The organism is Streptomyces sp. NPDC046335 (genome assembly GCF_055587985.1).
This window is the reverse complement of sequence record NZ_JBVJFF010000002.1, coordinates 80,946-95,404: the sequence shown is the minus strand read 5'-3', so window position 1 is coordinate 95,404 and position 14,459 is coordinate 80,946. Positions and strand designations below refer to the sequence as shown.

Genomic DNA, 14,459 nt, shown 5'->3' with positions numbered 1-14,459 from the left:
CCCACGCGGACGGCGTCACGGGGTTTCCCGCCCGACCAGTCGTACGGGGTTTCCTACGCGACCGGCGTTCCGGGGACCCGCGCGCCCGGCGTTACGGGGCTTCCCACGCGCCCGGCGTTCCGGGGCTCCCCAGCCCGGCTGGACGGGGCGCTACTTCGCATCCGCATAGCACTCCACCACCGCCGTGGTGAACGGGAACCGGACCGGTGTTTCGCCGAAGGCGATGCGGCCTGCCAGGGCGCCCGCCTCCCGTACCGCCACCGCGACGGCCGCCGCCTCCTCGGCAGGGCAGTGCACGATGACCTCGTCGTGCTGGAAGAAGACCAGCTCGGCCCGCATCCCGGCCTCCGATATCGCCCGCCGCAGCGCGGCCAGCATCAGCAGCGCCCAGTCCGCCGCACTGCCCTGCACGACGAAGTTACGGGTGAACCGCCCGCGGGCCCGCGCGTCGTTCGACGCGTATCCCGCGGTGAACTCCCCGGTGGCGGAAGGCCCCTCCTGGGGGATGCCCGCCTCGTCGTCCTCCCCGGCCCCCGCCGCCGGGGGACTCGTCCGCCCCAGCCACGTCCGTACGAGCCGCCCCTCCTCGCCCGCCTTCGCCGCGTCGTCGACGTACGCGACGGCGGACGGGAACCGGCGGCGCAGCGCGGCGAGGTTCTTCAGGCCGTCCCCCGAGGTCTGTCCGTACACCGCGCCCAGCAGCGCGATCTTCGCGTGGTCGCGGTCGCCGGAGAAGGCGCGGTCGGAGAGGCGGGTGTAGAGGTCCTCCTCGCTGCCCGCCACTTCCATGAGCCCCCGGTCGTGGGAGATCGCGGCGAGGACCCTTGGCTCCATCTGGTCGGCGTCGGCGACCACGAGCCGCCAGCCGGGGTCGGCGACGACGGCCCTGCGGATCACCTTGGGGATCTGGAGCGCGCCGCCGCCGTTGGTGGTCCAGCGCCCGCTGACGGAACCGCCCGGCGTGAACCCGGGCCGGAAGCGGCCGTCGTGCACCCAGGCCTGGAGCCAGCTCCAGCCGTGGGCCGTCCAGATGCGGTACAGCTTCTTGTGCTCGACGAGGGGCTTCACCGCCGGGTGGTCGAACTTCTCCAGCTCCCAGCGACGCGTCGACTTCACCTTGATGCCGGCCTGCGCGAACGCCTTCACCACGTCGGCGGGGAGATCGGGGCGGACCCGGCGGCCGAAGGCGGCGGACACCTCGTCGGCGAGCTCGGCGAGGCGGCGGGGCTCGCCACTGCCCGCGTACCGCTCGCCGAGCAGTTCGTGCAGGAGCTCGCGGTGGACGTCGGCGCGCCAGGGCAGCCCCGAGGCGTTCATCTCGGCGGCCACGAGCATGCCCGCCGACTCGGAGGCGGTGAGCAGGCGCATGCGGCCGGGGTGGTCGGTGGTGTCGTGTCTTCGCTGCTGATCGGCATAGACCTCGACGAGCTCGGCGAGGGACACGTCGACGCCACCGGGGCGGGGCTCGAAGAGGGAGTCCTGCGTGCCGGGCTCGGCGGCGCGGGGCGGCGGATCGGGCGGTACGGGGGCGTCGCGCAGCCGGGCGAGGGCCGCAGCGGCGGAACGTGGCTCGCCCAGACGTCCCGCGTGGCCGAGGAGCAGCAGCTCGGCGGCCTCCACGTCGTAACACCGCTCGACGCGGACCCCGGCGGCGAGCAGCCGCGGATACAGCGCGGGCGTGGACCGCCACACCCACCGCTCCACTTCGGGCCGCCGCCGCACGGCTTCGACGAGGTCGCTCTCGCGCCGCACCTCTCCCGCGGGCAGCCCGTCGTCCCCCAGCGGGACCAGCTCGGCCCCACCCCCCTCACCAGCGACGATCCCCCATCGACCACTCATGCCACGAGTCTCGCACCCACCACTGACATCGAGCTCCTACGGCTCCTACGGCTCCTACGGCTCCTACGGCTCCTACAGCTCCTACGCGTACCGCCGCGCCACCCCCGCCCCCGCGGCCACCACCGCGCAGATCCCCACGCAGGCCCCCACCTCACCCCAGGGCACCGCCACCCCCGCGGGCACCGACAGGCTCGCGAGGCCTGCCGCGAGGCCGGCCAGGTTGACGGCCGTCACCGCGAGGCCGATCAGCGCGCCCGCGGCCACCGCCGCCAGGGCCTCCCCGGCGAGGACGAGGCGGACCTGTCGGCGCGTGGCCCCCGCCAGGCGCAGGGAACGCAGCTCCGGGCCCCGCACGGAACCGGCCATCAGCAGCGTGCTCGCGAGCGAGATGGCGGTGTAGAGGAGGGAGATGCCCAGCACCATCAGCAGGCCGAGCCGCGTCTGGGCCTTGACGCGGGGATGCGTCGCCGCCAGCCACTGCTCCGCCGTGCGGACCTCGTCGCCGCTGCCGGCCAGGGCCGCGGCGGCCCGCCCGGCGTCCGCGCCCGCCGCCAGACGCACGTCGACGCGGTCCACCACGGCCGTGGGGGCGTTCGCCGAGGTCACGTACGCCCCGTTGTCCCCGGTGCCGCGCGCCAGGACCGCCGCGACGCGCAGTTCGGCATGGCGCCCGTCGCCGAGCCAGACGTCGACGCGTTCGCCGACCCGCCGCTTCTCCCACTCCTCGTTGACCACGATCGACCGGTCGTCGAGGTCGCGTACGTCGCCCGCGACGACCGGCAGCCGGGACGTCGCCGCGAGCGCCGCGGGGTCACGTACCGCGCGGGCCTCGGACCGGATGAGCGCCGAGCCCTCCTCCCGTACGAACACGGCGGTCGTGGCGGACGCCGAGACGGCCGCCGCGCCGGGCACCTCCCGGCGGCCCGGCGGGCGCAGGCCGCGCGGGCCGTCCCCGGTGACGACGAGGTCCGATGCCACCTGCTCCCGTGCCTCCGCGGCCTTCGCCCCGCTCACGGTCTGCGCCGAGCCGAGCAGGCTGCCCGCGAGGGCGACGGTCACCAGGACGGGCGCCGCGACGGCGGCGGTGCGGCGTACGGACGCGGTGGAGTTCTCGCGGACGAGGAGCCCGACGGCGCCCGGCAGCCGGAAGGCGCGGACGACGGGGCGTACGAGGAGCGGCGCGAACGCGGCGGCCGCGGTGATCAGGATCATCGGCTGGGTCGTGTACGTCTTGCGCTTGAGCAGCGCGGACGGATCGGTGGCCAGCGTGTGGAGGAGCAGCCCGAGCCCGCAGGCGAGCAGGAGGGCCCCGACGATCCGCCGGCTCCACGGCATGACGCCGCTGTCCACGGAGGCGTCGCGCATCGCCTCCGCCGCGGTGATGCGCCCGGCGCGGCGTGAGGCGGCCCAGGCGCCCGCGAAGGCCACGAGGAGGCCGGTCCAGAAGGCGAGCTGGAAGGGCCAGGTGAGCCAGGCGCCCGACGCGAGGCCGGCCGAGGCGTCCGTGACCGCGAACCAGGGCGGCGCCACCTCCGCGCCGACCAGCGCGTCGGCGAGCAGCGGCCCGCCCCACGCCCCGAGCACGCACCCGGCCGCGGAGGCGGCGACGCCCACCGTGAGCGCCTCGCCGAGCAGCTGCCCGCGCACCTGCCCCGGCGTCGCGCCCGCCATCCGCAGCAGTCCGAACTCCCGCCGCCGCAACGCCACCACGAACGCGAACGTCGACGCCGTGACGAACACCGACACGAACGCGGCCACCCCGCCCGCCGTGCCGAGGAAGGCGTTGACGGCGACCAGGGCCTCGGCGTCACGTGCCGCGCCGGGGTCGGCGAGGCGCCGGTCCGCGCCGGTCAGGACGCGGGCCCGCCCGTCGACGACCGCGCGGACGTCGCGCGCGGGGGCGTCGGTGCCGACGGCGTCCCGCGCACCGCCGTCGAACCGCAGCGGCCCGAGGCGCCGAAGTTCGCGCAGGAGTTCGCTGTCCACAGGGTGTGGATGGGCGAGCGGCTTGGATACGTGATCAACGCCGGGGCCGCGCCGTACCGGCACGGTCAGCGTGTCCTGCCCCATGACGACGACGTCCGACCCCGCGAACCGCACGGGTTCCCGCACGGGAGCCCGCAGGCTCGCGTCCAGCCCGAGCCCCATGGCGGCGATCAGCCCCACACCGAGCCCTACGGCGACGAAGGCCCCGAACAGACTGCTCCAGCGGGCCCGGAGAGAAGCGAGGAAGACCATCACGCGCCCACCTCGACGTCGCAGGCGCCGTTGACGTCGTCGGCGCCGACGGACGCCGCACGGGACGTGCCGCTCTCCAGTTCCGCCATCCGCTCGGCCACCGCCCGCGCCCCCGGCGAGCGGAGCTCGCTCGCGACCAGGCCGTCCACCAGGAACACCACACGGTCCGCGTACGAGGCGGCCACCGGGTCATGCGTGACCATCACCGTCGTCTGGCCCTCCCCGTCCACCAGGCCCCGCAGCAGTTCGAGCACCTGTCGGCTCGTGACCGTGTCCAGCGCACCGGTCGGCTCGTCGCCGAAGAGCACCGCGGGGCGGCTGACCAGGGCCCGCGCGAGGGCCACCCGCTGCTGCTGGCCGCCCGACAGTTCGCCGGGCCGGTGCCGCGCCCGCTCGGCGAGGCCCACTCTGGCGAGGGCGTCGCCGACCTCCGTACGCGAGGGACGGCGGCCCGCGAGGCGCAGCGGCAGCGCGACGTTCTGGGCGGCGGTCAGCGAGGGCAGGAGGTTGAAGGCCTGGAAGACGAACCCGATGCGGTCCCTGCGCAGCAGCGTGAGCCGCCGTTCGCTCAGCCCCGTCAGCTCGGTCCCGCCCACCTCGACGGAGCCGGACGTCGGCCGGTCGAGCCCGGCGGCACACTGGAGGAGCGTGGACTTCCCGGACCCCGAGGGGCCCATGACCGCGACGAAGGTCCCGGCCCGCACGGCGAGGCCGACGCCCGCGAGGGCGGCCACATCACGGCCGGCGGCGTCACGGTAGAGACGGCGGACGGCGGTGAGCCGTACGGCGGTCGGGGAGGCCACGGGGGCGGGGGTCTGGTTCATGCCCTCAACCCAACCGCCGCGCGAGCCCCCGCACACGACCACTGGTGGGCGTCGCGAGGGTAGGGCCGGCCATACCCTTGACCCATGGATTCGGTGATCGACAAGGCGTTCGCGGCGGCGCTGTACGGCGACGGTGACGACGGCCTCGACACCGGCGCCTCCCTCCTCGCGGCGGCCCCCGGCCTGGACGCCGAGCTGCGCCGCCGGGGCGAGGAGTACGTGTCCCGCGCCTGGCGCCACGGCTGGCAGCCCGCCGACGTCGTCCGCCTCGTACGCCGTGAGCTCGACGAGCCGCACGTACGTCTGACCGCCGCGCTGGTCCACGCCGAGATCCGGCGCTACGCCCACCTGCCACCCCGCTGGGCCACCCAGCTCGCCGAGATCGGCCCCGCGCGGGACCTCGCCGGCGACCGCTTCTCGTACGCCACCACCCACCTGGAGCTCTACCGCCTGCTGCTGCGGCTGCCGCCGATCGAACCGGTCGGCCCGCCGCCCGGCGAGAGCGTGCCGGGCCCGGTCGAGGGCGAGCCGCGCACGCTGACCCGCATCCGCGCGCTGCTCGCCAAGGCCGAGGGGACCGATTACCCGCAGGAGGCGGAGGCGCTCACCGCGAAGGCGCAGGAGCTGATGGCGCGCCACTCGCTCGACGAGGCATTGCTCGCCGCCCGCACCCACAACAAGGACACCCCGGCGGCCTGCCGGATCGGCGTGGACGCCCCGTACGAGACGGCCAAGGCGATCCTCCTGGACGCCGTGGCCTCGGCGAACCACTGCCGCGCGGTGTGGAACGAGGCGTACGGCTTCTCGACGGTCGTCGGCTTCGAGACGGACCTGGAGGCGGTGGAACTCCTGCACACGTCGCTGCTGGTCCAGGGCACGGCGGCGATGACCAAGGCGGAGGCGGCCCAGCGCGCGGGAGGCCGCAGGCGCACGAAGACCTTCCGGCAGACCTTCCTCCTCGCCTACGCCCACCGCATGGGCGTCCGCCTGGCCGAGGCGGGCGACCACGCGGTCGCCGAGGCCGCGGAGCCACGGAGCTCACTGCTCCCGGCGCTTGCCGCCAGGGATGTGGCCGTCACGGACCATGCCGAGCACATGTTCCCCGAGACGACCGCGACCCGGATACGCGGCGCGACGGACCCGGAGGGCTGGACCCACGGCACAACAGCGGCGGACCGGGCCCACGTGAGGCTCCGGGGCCGAGCCGGCGACGGCGGTGGCGGCGAAAGTGAACCGGCGCAGGTGGCGAACCGGCGGCGGTAGCGAACCGGCGTTGGTAGCGCACAGGCCAGGGAACCGCACGGGCACCGCGTCGCCAACGACAACGCCCCCGCCCGATATGCCCCGTATGATCACAGAGTGACCTGGCTGAGCGCGCTGAAAGAGACAGCCCGCACGGGCCTGACGGTGGAGCGCAAACGCCTGGAACCCCTCGTGGCGGCGAGAGGCGCCGCAGGCCTGGCCCTGGTCATCGGCGTGAGCCTCGCCCTGTTCGGCCCGGCGGTGGCCGCCAGCTCCGCCTTCGGCGCGTTCCAGGCGGCCATCGCCACGTTCCAGCGGAGCTGGCGGCCCCGCCCGGAGCTGGCCCTGGCCTCCGGCACGAGCCTCGCCGTCTCGACGTTCCTGGGCTACGTCACCGGCTCCCACATGCTCCTCTTCCTCGCGCTGCTCTGCCTGTGGACCTTCCTGTCGGGCCTGAGCTGGGCGGCGGGCCCGACGGTCGGCATCATCGCCTCGTCGAACGTGGCGATCATGCTGGTGACGGTCACCCTCCCGACCTCGGTCGTCGCCGCCGCGGGCCACGCGGCGATGATGATCGTCGGCGGTTTCGTGCAGGCGGCGCTGGTGGTCCTTTTCCCGGTACGGAGATGGGGCGCCCACCGCGACGCCCTGGCCGACGCCCTGGCCGCCGAGGCGGACTACGCCCGCAGGCTCAGGCACGATCCCGTGGCCCCCTTCGACCCGGAGCCCCTGATGGCGGCGCGCGACGCGGCGAGGATCACGCCGAGGGAGGCCCGTAGCCGCCCGGCGGAACTGCGCGGCTCGCGGGGCCTGGCCGAACGCATCCGCCCGGTACTCGCCAGCCTGGCGGACCCGGCGGTGGGCGTCCCGGAGGAGGGCAGGGAGCGGGACCGCGTACGGGAGGTCCTCGCGGCGGCGGGCACGGTTCTCGACGCTGCGGCCCGCGCGATCCGCCACGGTGAGCCGGTCAGGGTCTCCCCTGCGGCCCTGGCCGCCCTGAGAACCCCGGACACGGGGGCGATCCTCACCGGCCCGGCATACCGAGCGGCCTCCCGCCTGGCAGCACTCCTCAAGGACGTACTGGAAACAGCAGGCGGCACCCAACCACCCCCCACCCCCCAAACCCCACCGCACCCCTCAGAACCACCTCCACCAGCCGGGAGCTCCGACGCGGCCCGGGGCCCTGACGCGGCGCAGGGCCCTGACGTGGCTGTGGGCCCCGGCGCGGCGCAGGGGTCCGGCTCAGCGCAGGGGTCCGGCTCAGCGCAGGGGTCCGGCTCAGCGCAGGGGTCCGGCTCAGCGCAGGGGTCCGGCTCAGCGCAGGGCCCCGATCTGGCCCAGGGCCCCGATCTGGCCCAGGGCCCCGACTCAGCCCGGGGCTCCGAATCAGCTCAGGGGTCCGGCCCAGCCCGGAGCGCCGACTCAAGCCCAGGTCTGGGCTCAAGCCGGGGTCCGGGCTCAGGGTCGAGTACAGGGGCAGGGGCAGGCCCGGGCTCGGGGCCAAGCCCAGACCCAGACCCAGACCAACGCCCAGGCTCAACCTCCGGCCCACGCCCCGACCCCAGCCAAAGCCCAGCACCCGGCCCCAGCCCAGATCTCGGCCCTGGCCCCGGCCCGAGCCCCGCCCCCGAAACCCAAGCCGCGACCCAACCCGCAATCCAACCCGCCACCCAATCCGAAACCCAGGCCATCCCCCTCCTGCGGCCCACCTTCCCGGCCCTGGTCCCCGCAGGGCTCCGTGCCATGCGGGCGGCCCTCCGCCATGAGTCCCCGATCGCGAGGCACGCCATTCGCGTCACTGCGGTGGCGGCGGCGGGGTACCTTCTGGGCGCGTGGTTGCCCTTCGGCCACGGCTACTGGGCCCCCATGGCCGCGGTCATGGTGCTGCGCCCCGACTTCTCGCAGACCTACTCACGCGCGGTGGCCCGCTTCGGCGGCACCATGGTGGGCGTGGCGCTCGCCACGGGCCTGGTCCAGCTCGCCCACCCCGGCACGGCCCTGTCCGCGGCGGTGGCGGTGGTCTGCGCCGGGCTGATGTACCTGCTGATGCGGACCGGCCAGGTCGCCGCGCAGGCCTGCGTGGCCGCGTACGTCGTGTTCCTGCTGGGCATGGGCGGCCAGCAGTGGCAGCAGACGGTCCCGGAGCGGCTGATCCTGACGCTGCTCGGCGGCGTCCTCGCGATGATCGCGTACGCGGTGTACCCCGCGTGGGAGACCCCCCGGCTGCGCAACCGCCTCGCGGACTGGCTGGTCGCGGACGGCCGGTACGCGGCGGCGGTCGTCGACCACTACGCGGACCCGGCGGGCAAGGCCAGCCCCGACGTCCGCGAGGCGCTGCTCGCCGCGAGGGACGCGCGCATCGACTGGCAGGAGGCGTCGGACCGGGCGAAGAACGAGCCGGTGCGCCACCGCGGCCTGTCGCGCGCCACGGCCGCGGACGCGGAGGAGTGCCTCGCACAACTGGGCCGCGTTGCCATGCTGATGGAGGCCCACCTGCCGGACCGCGACGCGACCCCCGTACCGGCGGCGGCCCGCCTGGCCGAGGCGCTGCGCAAGTCGACGGAACAGGGCGCCAAGGCGGTACGCGAACGCCGCGTACCCGAGTGGGACGCGGTCCGCACGGCCCTGGCGGAGTGGGACGGCGAGGGGGTCCCCGACCGCGTGGTCCGCAGGGGCGCGGGCCTGCTGCTCAAAACCCTGGAAGACCTCTCCGAGGCGCTGGACACGACGCCGCCGCCGATGCTGGTGGACGGCACGTCGACCCGCGCCACGGCGGACGGACCGAAGGGACCGGAGGGACCGGACGGACCGAAAAGCCCCCCGCCCAGCCGCGACTAGGGCCAACCCCAAGCCCCCGACCCGGGCAGCACCCCCGTAGACCTCTGCTCTCCGAGGCACCCCCAGGCCCCGAGGGCGCCCCGTAGGCGGCCCCTAGCCTCCGAAGGCCCCCTAGGCAGGCACCCCTAGCCCTCCGAAGGCATCCCCGAAGGCACCCCCGTAGGCAACCCCTCGGGCAGCTTTCCGCCGTCCGTCTTCAGGAACTCGTCCCTGCCGGCGCCGCCCCAGTCGACCTTCAGCGTCCTGGCGTTCACGGACTCGACCCGCCCCGTCGTGCGGTCGGAGTTCCCCTCCGGGCACTTGAGGGCGATCACCCGCGACCCCGCCTTGGCGCCGGCCTTGGCGTCGCCCGCCGTGCCGTTGCACAGCACGTCCTCGCCGACCAGCGTCGCCGACTTCTCGTGGATGACGAGGGCGAGCGGCTTGCCGTCGGCCGTCGTGACCCACGAGCCCTCCAGACTCCCGCCCTTGGAACCGGAACCGGAACCGGAACCAGAGCCAGAGCCAGAACCAGAGCCCGAGCCTCCCGTGGACCCGCCCTCGTCACCGGAGGAGTCGGACCCACCGGCCCCGCCGGACGACGACGACCCGCGGTGCTTCTTGCCACCCCCGCCCCCGTCCCCACCGCACCCGGCCACGGCAAGCACCGCGGCCAGGCCGGCCGCGGCCGCCCCGAACCCCACACCACGGACGCGCGTACGCACTCGAAGCCCCCCTACTCACAACGCAGTCGCACGCCGGGCCTCACCCGGCGAAATCGCGCGCCAAGCTACCAGGACGACTTCCGCACCCCGGGCAGGAATCCGGCGTGCGCCTGCTCACGCAGCGAGATCCTGGACAGGCCGAACGCCCCCACGTACCCGCGCGGGCGCCCGTCGACGCTGTCCCGGTTCCGTACCCGCGTGGCGCTGGCGTCCCGCGGCTGGCGGGCCAACTCCCGCTGGGCGGCGGCCCGTTCGGCGGCGGGCGTATCCGGCCGGCGGATGGTCTCCTTCAGCTCGGCCCGTCGCGCGGCGTACCGCGCGACGATCTCGCGGCGCCGCTCGTTCTTCGCGATCTTGCTCTTCTTGGCCATCGTTTCCTCTCCCGGTCCTTCTCAGACCTCTCCTGGTCCTTCTCAGACCTTCACGCCACGGGCACGGATCCTGGCGACCGCGGCCTCGATCCCGATGCGGTCGATCGTCTTGATCCCCTTCGCGGCGAGCCGCAGCCGCACGTACCGGCCCTCGCTCGGCAGCCAGTACCGCTTGCGCTGGACGTTGGGGTCGAAGCGGCGGGGGGACCGCCGGTGGGAGTGGGAGATCCGGTTGCCGAAACCGGGCTCGGTCCCGGTGAGCTGACAGTGGGCGGACATGGTGACGCACCTCTCGGTCGTGGCGAATGACCCGCTGTTGAAAACGGGAGTCATGTTCATATACTAGCCACATGCCCCGCAATGAACTCCGCCCCGTCATCAAGCTCCGGTCCACAGCCGGAACGGGCTACACGTACGTGACCCGAAAGAACCGCCGCAACGACCCCGACCGCCTCACGCTGCGCAAGTACGACCCGAAGGCCGGACGCCACGTCGACTTCCGAGAGGAGCGCTGACCGCCATGCGCAAGGACATCCACCCGCCCTACGGCCCGGTCGTCTTCCGCGACAAGGCAGCGGGCTACGCCTTCCTCACCCGGTCCACCGCCACCAGCGGCAAGACGGTCGAGTGGGAGGACGGACACACATACCCGGTCATCGACGTCGAGGTGTCGTCCGCGAGCCACCCCTTCTACACGGGCAACGCGCGCGTGATGGACACCGCGGGCCGCGTCGAGCGCTTCGAGCGGCGCTTCGGTAAGCGCTGATGGGCCGCATGAACGTCGTGATCGTCGGCGGCCTCCACGCGGACGCCCGCAAGGAGGCCGTCGACCGGCTGCTCGCCACCGCCGTTGACAGCGTGGCCCTGCACCACGACCTCTCGACCGCCGTGCGGGGCACCGTCCTGCGCACCGTGCGCGATGCCACGGGCGTGCTCTCCACCGGCGAGACCCCGCTCGTCAACGACTGCGCGTGCTGCGCGCTGCGCGAGGACCTCGTGCCCGAGCTGCTGCGGCTCGCGGACGCGGGCCTGACCCGCCTCGCCGTCGTCGAGCTGTGGGACTCGGTCGAGCCCAAGGCGATGGCCGAGGTGGTCGCCGCGCACGCCGGTGAGTCACTCGTGCTCAGCGGCGTGGTCACGGCGGTCGACCCGGCGCTGCTGCTGCCCTACCTCGGCAACGGCGACGACCTCATGGACGCCGGGCTCGCCGCCGCACCCACCGACCAGCGCACGGTGGCCGACACATGGGCGCGGCAGCTCGAATACGCGCCCGTCCTCGCCGTGACGGACTCCGCCGAGGCCGACGACGAGGACCGCGCGCTGCTCGCCCAGCTCCACCCGACGGCCCGGCAGGTCGTCATCGGCCGGGGCGACCTCCTCACCGCCGCGCTCGCGGGCTTCGACGTCGAGGCCGCCGCCGCGGCGCAGCACCCCGCGTGCGCGCTGCTGCCGGCCGAGGCCGACGCGTGCGGGGTCGCCACCCTCGTATGGCACCGGAAGCGGCCGTTCCACCCGGAGCGGCTCTACCAGGCGCTCGAAGACCTGACCTGCGCGGCGGCCCGCAGCCGTGGGCGGTTCTGGCTGGCCGACCATCCGGACACCCTGCTCGGCTGGGACGCGGCGGGCGGCGCGCTCTGCGTCGAGAGCGCGGGGCCGTGGCTGGCCTCGCTGCCGGACGCCGCGTGGGAGATGGTCCCGCCGGTGCGCCGCGCCGCCGCCGCGCTGGACTGGCACCCGGAGCACGGCGACTGCTGCAACCACCTGGTCTTCACCTCGCCCGGCCTGGACCGCGAGGGGCTCGAAGAGGTCCTGGAGTCCTGCCTGCTGACCGACGAGGAGTACGCCGCCGGGCGCGACGCCTGGAAACACCTGCCGCCCGCCTTCGACACCCTCCTGGAGGTCTGACCCTTGTCCCCGCGCAAGACCGCCGCCCGCCCGCTGAAGCCGCGCCCCAACCCGCTGGACGCCGCGGGCATCACGTACATCGACTACAAGGACACCGATCTGCTCAGGAAGTTCGTCTCCGACCGGGGGAAGATCCGCAGCCGCCGGGTCACAAGGGTGACCGCGCAGCAGCAGCGGCAGATCGCCGCCGCCATCAAGAACGCACGGGAGATGGCACTTCTGCCCTACGGCACCAACCGCTGACCGCATTACCGCTTCTTGCGCGCACCGCGTCGATGTTTTCCGCCTCCGGGGCGGAACACAAACGGCGCGGTGCGCGTCTTTTCATAGAGGTACTCGCGTCGACGTGGCCTGTAACCAAGCCACCACCCCGCGTGCACGTGCATCTGCCCATGCATCTGCATATGAACAGAGCTATGATCCGGGACAGTTGACTACTGCATCTAGAGGCCATACAGCCACAGCACCACCGGGGAGCGATCTGTGCACCACGCATTCAATGGCATGGCGGCCACGGAGCTTCACGGGGTGGTCTGGCAGAAGAGCAGGCACAGCAACTCACAGGGCTCCTGCGTGGAGTTCGCGAAGCTGCCCGGCGGTGACGTCGCCGTGCGCAACTCGCGCTTCCCCGACGGGCCCGCGCTCGTCTACACGCGCGCGGAGATAGAGGCGATGCTGCTCGGCATGAAGGACGGGGAGTTCGACCACCTGGCCGGCGGTTAGCCCCTTGAACGCGTGAACGTCTGAGGGCCTGACCGCCGCCGGATGACCTAGCCCAGGCGGAACAGCGCCCAGACCACCTTGCCGCGCGTCGCGCCGGCCAGCGGGTGCCAGCCCCAGCCGTCGCTGAAGGAGTCCACGAGGAACAGGCCCCGCCCCGACTCCGCCGAGAAGTCGTCGTCGGCGTCGCGCGCGACCGGACTGTCGTCGCTGGGGTCGCGCACCGCGCACACCAGACGTGACACCCAGCGCATCAGGTGCAGCCGCACGGGCGGTTCCTGGCGCTCACGCGGGGCGTCGGCGGGCAGCGCGTGCCGCAGCGCGTTGGTGACGAGTTCGGAGACGACGAGAGCTATGTCGTCGAAGCGGTCTTCCAGTTCCCACTGACCGAGCGTCGTACGGGTGAACTGCCGTGCGCTGCCCACCGCTTCGTACCGGGCGGGAAGGGCGACGGACGCCGTGTCGGAGACCGCAGAGGGGTCGAGTGGGGGAAGCCCCTGCCGTAACGGCTCGAGCATGGTCGATCCATTCGTCCCCATGCGAGGCACTCCCCGGTTTCGCGGTCATAGCGATGGAGCGGTGGCGCGGTCGGTCGCCGATGGTGCGGTCAGGTCCAGCGGTGGCGCGCGGACCATGGTTCCGAATGCGCACAGCAGATGCAAGGGCAGATGCACGTGCACGCGCCGGACTTGAGGGTGCCCGTGCCGCTTCTTGCCCATTTCTTCCACCGACTTCTTCTGGAGAGCTTTCGTCGGCTTTCCGTTTCTGTAATCGAACGTGTACGGCGTGGTGCGTTTAATGGCAGACTGCTGGCTTCCAGTCGATGGGGAGGATTGAGCGAAGTGACCGCAGGGGAGTCGAGCGGCTCAGTGGTGCGGCGCATCCTGCTGGGTTCACAGCTGAGGCGCCTGAGAGAGTCTCGCGGCATCACCCGCGAAGCGGCCGGTTACTCGATCCGCGCCTCCGAATCGAAGATCAGCCGCATGGAGTTGGGACGGGTGAGCTTCAAGTCCAGGGACGTCGAAGATCTTCTGACGTTGTACGGCGTCACCGACGAGACCGAGCGCGGCGCACTCCTCTCGCTCGCCAAAGAGGCCAACCTCACCGGCTGGTGGCACAGTTACTCCGACGTTCTGCCCGGCTGGTTCCAGACGTACATCGGTCTGGAGGGCGCCGCCTCGCTCATCCGCGTCTACGAGGTCCAGTTCGTCAACGGCCTGCTGCAGACCGAGGCGTACGCGCACGCGGTCGTCAAGCGCGGCATGAAGGGCGCGAGCAAGGCGGAGATCGACCGCCGCGTGGCCCTGCGCCTGGAGCGCCAGAAGCTGCTGACCGCCGAGCGCGCCCCGCACTTCCACTGCGTCCTCGACGAGGCGGCGCTGAGGCGTCCGTACGGCGACCGCGACGTGATGCGCGGCCAGCTCCAGCACCTCATCGAGGTCTCCGAGCGGCCCAACGTCACGCTCCAGGTGATGCCGTTCAGCTTCGGCGGCCACGCGGGCGAGAGCGGCGCGTTCACCATGCTGAGCTTCCCGGAGTCCGACCTCTCCGACGTCGTGTACGTGGAGCAGCTCACCGGCGCGCTCTACCTCGACAAGGCCGAGGAGGTCGCCCAGTACGAGCGGGTGGCCGCGCAGCTCCACAAGGACAGCCCCGACCCGGCCGACAGCCGCGATCTCCTGCGCGGACTTCTCCAACTCACCTGACGCATAACTACGATGACGTAACCTCAGGGTTCAGGTTCCGTCTGCTTTCGTTGCTGCCGCGGCAAGGGGTCC

15 protein-coding genes are annotated in these 14,459 nt (G+C 73.3%); 8 read left to right on the top strand and 7 right to left on the bottom strand.

The window, feature by feature from the left end; translation table 11 throughout:
• Positions 1-150 precede the first annotated feature (150 nt).
• The 3 genes from ACZ6JY_RS04245 to ACZ6JY_RS04235 all read right to left on the bottom strand — a co-directional run bounded on the left by ACZ6JY_RS04245 (position 151) and on the right by ACZ6JY_RS04235 (position 4,901).
• Complete coding sequence (locus tag ACZ6JY_RS04245) at positions 151-1,839, bottom strand: bifunctional 3'-5' exonuclease/DNA polymerase (protein WP_469192091.1); 1,689 nt, start codon at positions 1,837-1,839, stop codon at positions 151-153.
• A gap of 81 nt (positions 1,840-1,920) precedes the next feature.
• The gene (locus ACZ6JY_RS04240; RefSeq protein ID WP_469192988.1) at positions 1,921-4,077 is read right to left on the bottom strand and encodes an ABC transporter permease; all 2,157 of its coding nucleotides are present in this window, start codon (positions 4,075-4,077) and stop codon (positions 1,921-1,923) included.
• Positions 4,077-4,901, bottom strand: coding sequence for an ABC transporter ATP-binding protein (locus ACZ6JY_RS04235; protein WP_469192089.1), 825 nt, complete (start codon positions 4,899-4,901; stop codon positions 4,077-4,079). Before ACZ6JY_RS04235 ends, ACZ6JY_RS04240 begins: the two co-directional genes overlap by 1 nt.
• An 84-nt stretch (positions 4,902-4,985) precedes the next feature.
• Between ACZ6JY_RS04235 and ACZ6JY_RS04230 the strand changes: the two genes are divergently transcribed.
• Entirely contained in the window at positions 4,986-6,164 is a 1,179-nt protein-coding gene (locus ACZ6JY_RS04230) for a DUF2786 domain-containing protein (protein WP_469192087.1), read from the top strand.
• A 96-nt stretch (positions 6,165-6,260) separates the two neighbouring features.
• Positions 6,261-8,981, top strand: coding sequence for an FUSC family protein (locus ACZ6JY_RS04225; protein WP_469192085.1), 2,721 nt, complete (start codon positions 6,261-6,263; stop codon positions 8,979-8,981).
• A 125-nt stretch (positions 8,982-9,106) separates the two neighbouring features.
• Here the strand turns inward: ACZ6JY_RS04225 and ACZ6JY_RS04220 are convergent, their stop codons facing one another.
• The 3 genes from ACZ6JY_RS04220 to rpmB form a co-directional block, all read right to left on the bottom strand.
• Complete coding sequence (locus ACZ6JY_RS04220) at positions 9,107-9,685, bottom strand: hypothetical protein (protein WP_469192083.1); 579 nt, start codon at positions 9,683-9,685, stop codon at positions 9,107-9,109.
• Between the two features lie 65 nt (positions 9,686-9,750).
• The gene (gene rpsN / locus ACZ6JY_RS04215; RefSeq protein WP_469192081.1) at positions 9,751-10,056 is read right to left on the bottom strand and encodes a 30S ribosomal protein S14; all 306 of its coding nucleotides are present in this window, start codon (positions 10,054-10,056) and stop codon (positions 9,751-9,753) included.
• Positions 10,057-10,098: 42 nt separating this feature from the next.
• Positions 10,099-10,335 (bottom strand): 50S ribosomal protein L28, encoded by a 237-nt coding sequence (gene rpmB / locus ACZ6JY_RS04210; protein WP_469192079.1) that lies wholly within the window; start codon positions 10,333-10,335, stop codon positions 10,099-10,101.
• Between the two features lie 71 nt (positions 10,336-10,406).
• Between rpmB and rpmG the strand changes: the two genes are divergently transcribed.
• The 5 genes from rpmG to ACZ6JY_RS04185 all read left to right on the top strand — a co-directional run bounded on the left by rpmG (position 10,407) and on the right by ACZ6JY_RS04185 (position 12,684).
• Positions 10,407-10,571, top strand: coding sequence for a 50S ribosomal protein L33 (gene rpmG / locus ACZ6JY_RS04205; RefSeq protein ID WP_363248282.1), 165 nt, complete (start codon positions 10,407-10,409; stop codon positions 10,569-10,571).
• 5 nt (positions 10,572-10,576) lie between these two features.
• Complete coding sequence (locus ACZ6JY_RS04200) at positions 10,577-10,822, top strand: type B 50S ribosomal protein L31 (protein WP_447038216.1); 246 nt, start codon at positions 10,577-10,579, stop codon at positions 10,820-10,822.
• The gene (locus ACZ6JY_RS04195; protein WP_469192077.1) at positions 10,822-11,961 is read left to right on the top strand and encodes a CobW family GTP-binding protein; all 1,140 of its coding nucleotides are present in this window, start codon (positions 10,822-10,824) and stop codon (positions 11,959-11,961) included. Before ACZ6JY_RS04200 ends, ACZ6JY_RS04195 begins: the two co-directional genes overlap by 1 nt.
• Before the next feature lie 3 nt (positions 11,962-11,964).
• Positions 11,965-12,204 (top strand): 30S ribosomal protein S18, encoded by a 240-nt coding sequence (rpsR, locus tag ACZ6JY_RS04190; protein WP_447038214.1) that lies wholly within the window; start codon positions 11,965-11,967, stop codon positions 12,202-12,204.
• Positions 12,205-12,444: 240 nt separating this feature from the next.
• The gene (locus ACZ6JY_RS04185; protein ID WP_361725630.1) at positions 12,445-12,684 is read left to right on the top strand and encodes a DUF397 domain-containing protein; all 240 of its coding nucleotides are present in this window, start codon (positions 12,445-12,447) and stop codon (positions 12,682-12,684) included.
• Positions 12,685-12,731: 47 nt separating this feature from the next.
• Here the strand turns inward: ACZ6JY_RS04185 and ACZ6JY_RS04180 are convergent, their stop codons facing one another.
• The gene (locus ACZ6JY_RS04180; protein WP_469192074.1) at positions 12,732-13,220 is read right to left on the bottom strand and encodes an ATP-binding protein; all 489 of its coding nucleotides are present in this window, start codon (positions 13,218-13,220) and stop codon (positions 12,732-12,734) included.
• 303 nt (positions 13,221-13,523) lie between these two features.
• Here ACZ6JY_RS04180 and ACZ6JY_RS04175 point away from each other — a divergent pair, with 303 nt between their 5' ends.
• A complete protein-coding gene (locus ACZ6JY_RS04175) occupies positions 13,524-14,387 on the top strand; it encodes a helix-turn-helix domain-containing protein (RefSeq protein WP_469192072.1) in 864 nt (287 codons plus the stop codon).
• The last annotated feature ends 72 nt before the right edge of the window (positions 14,388-14,459 follow it).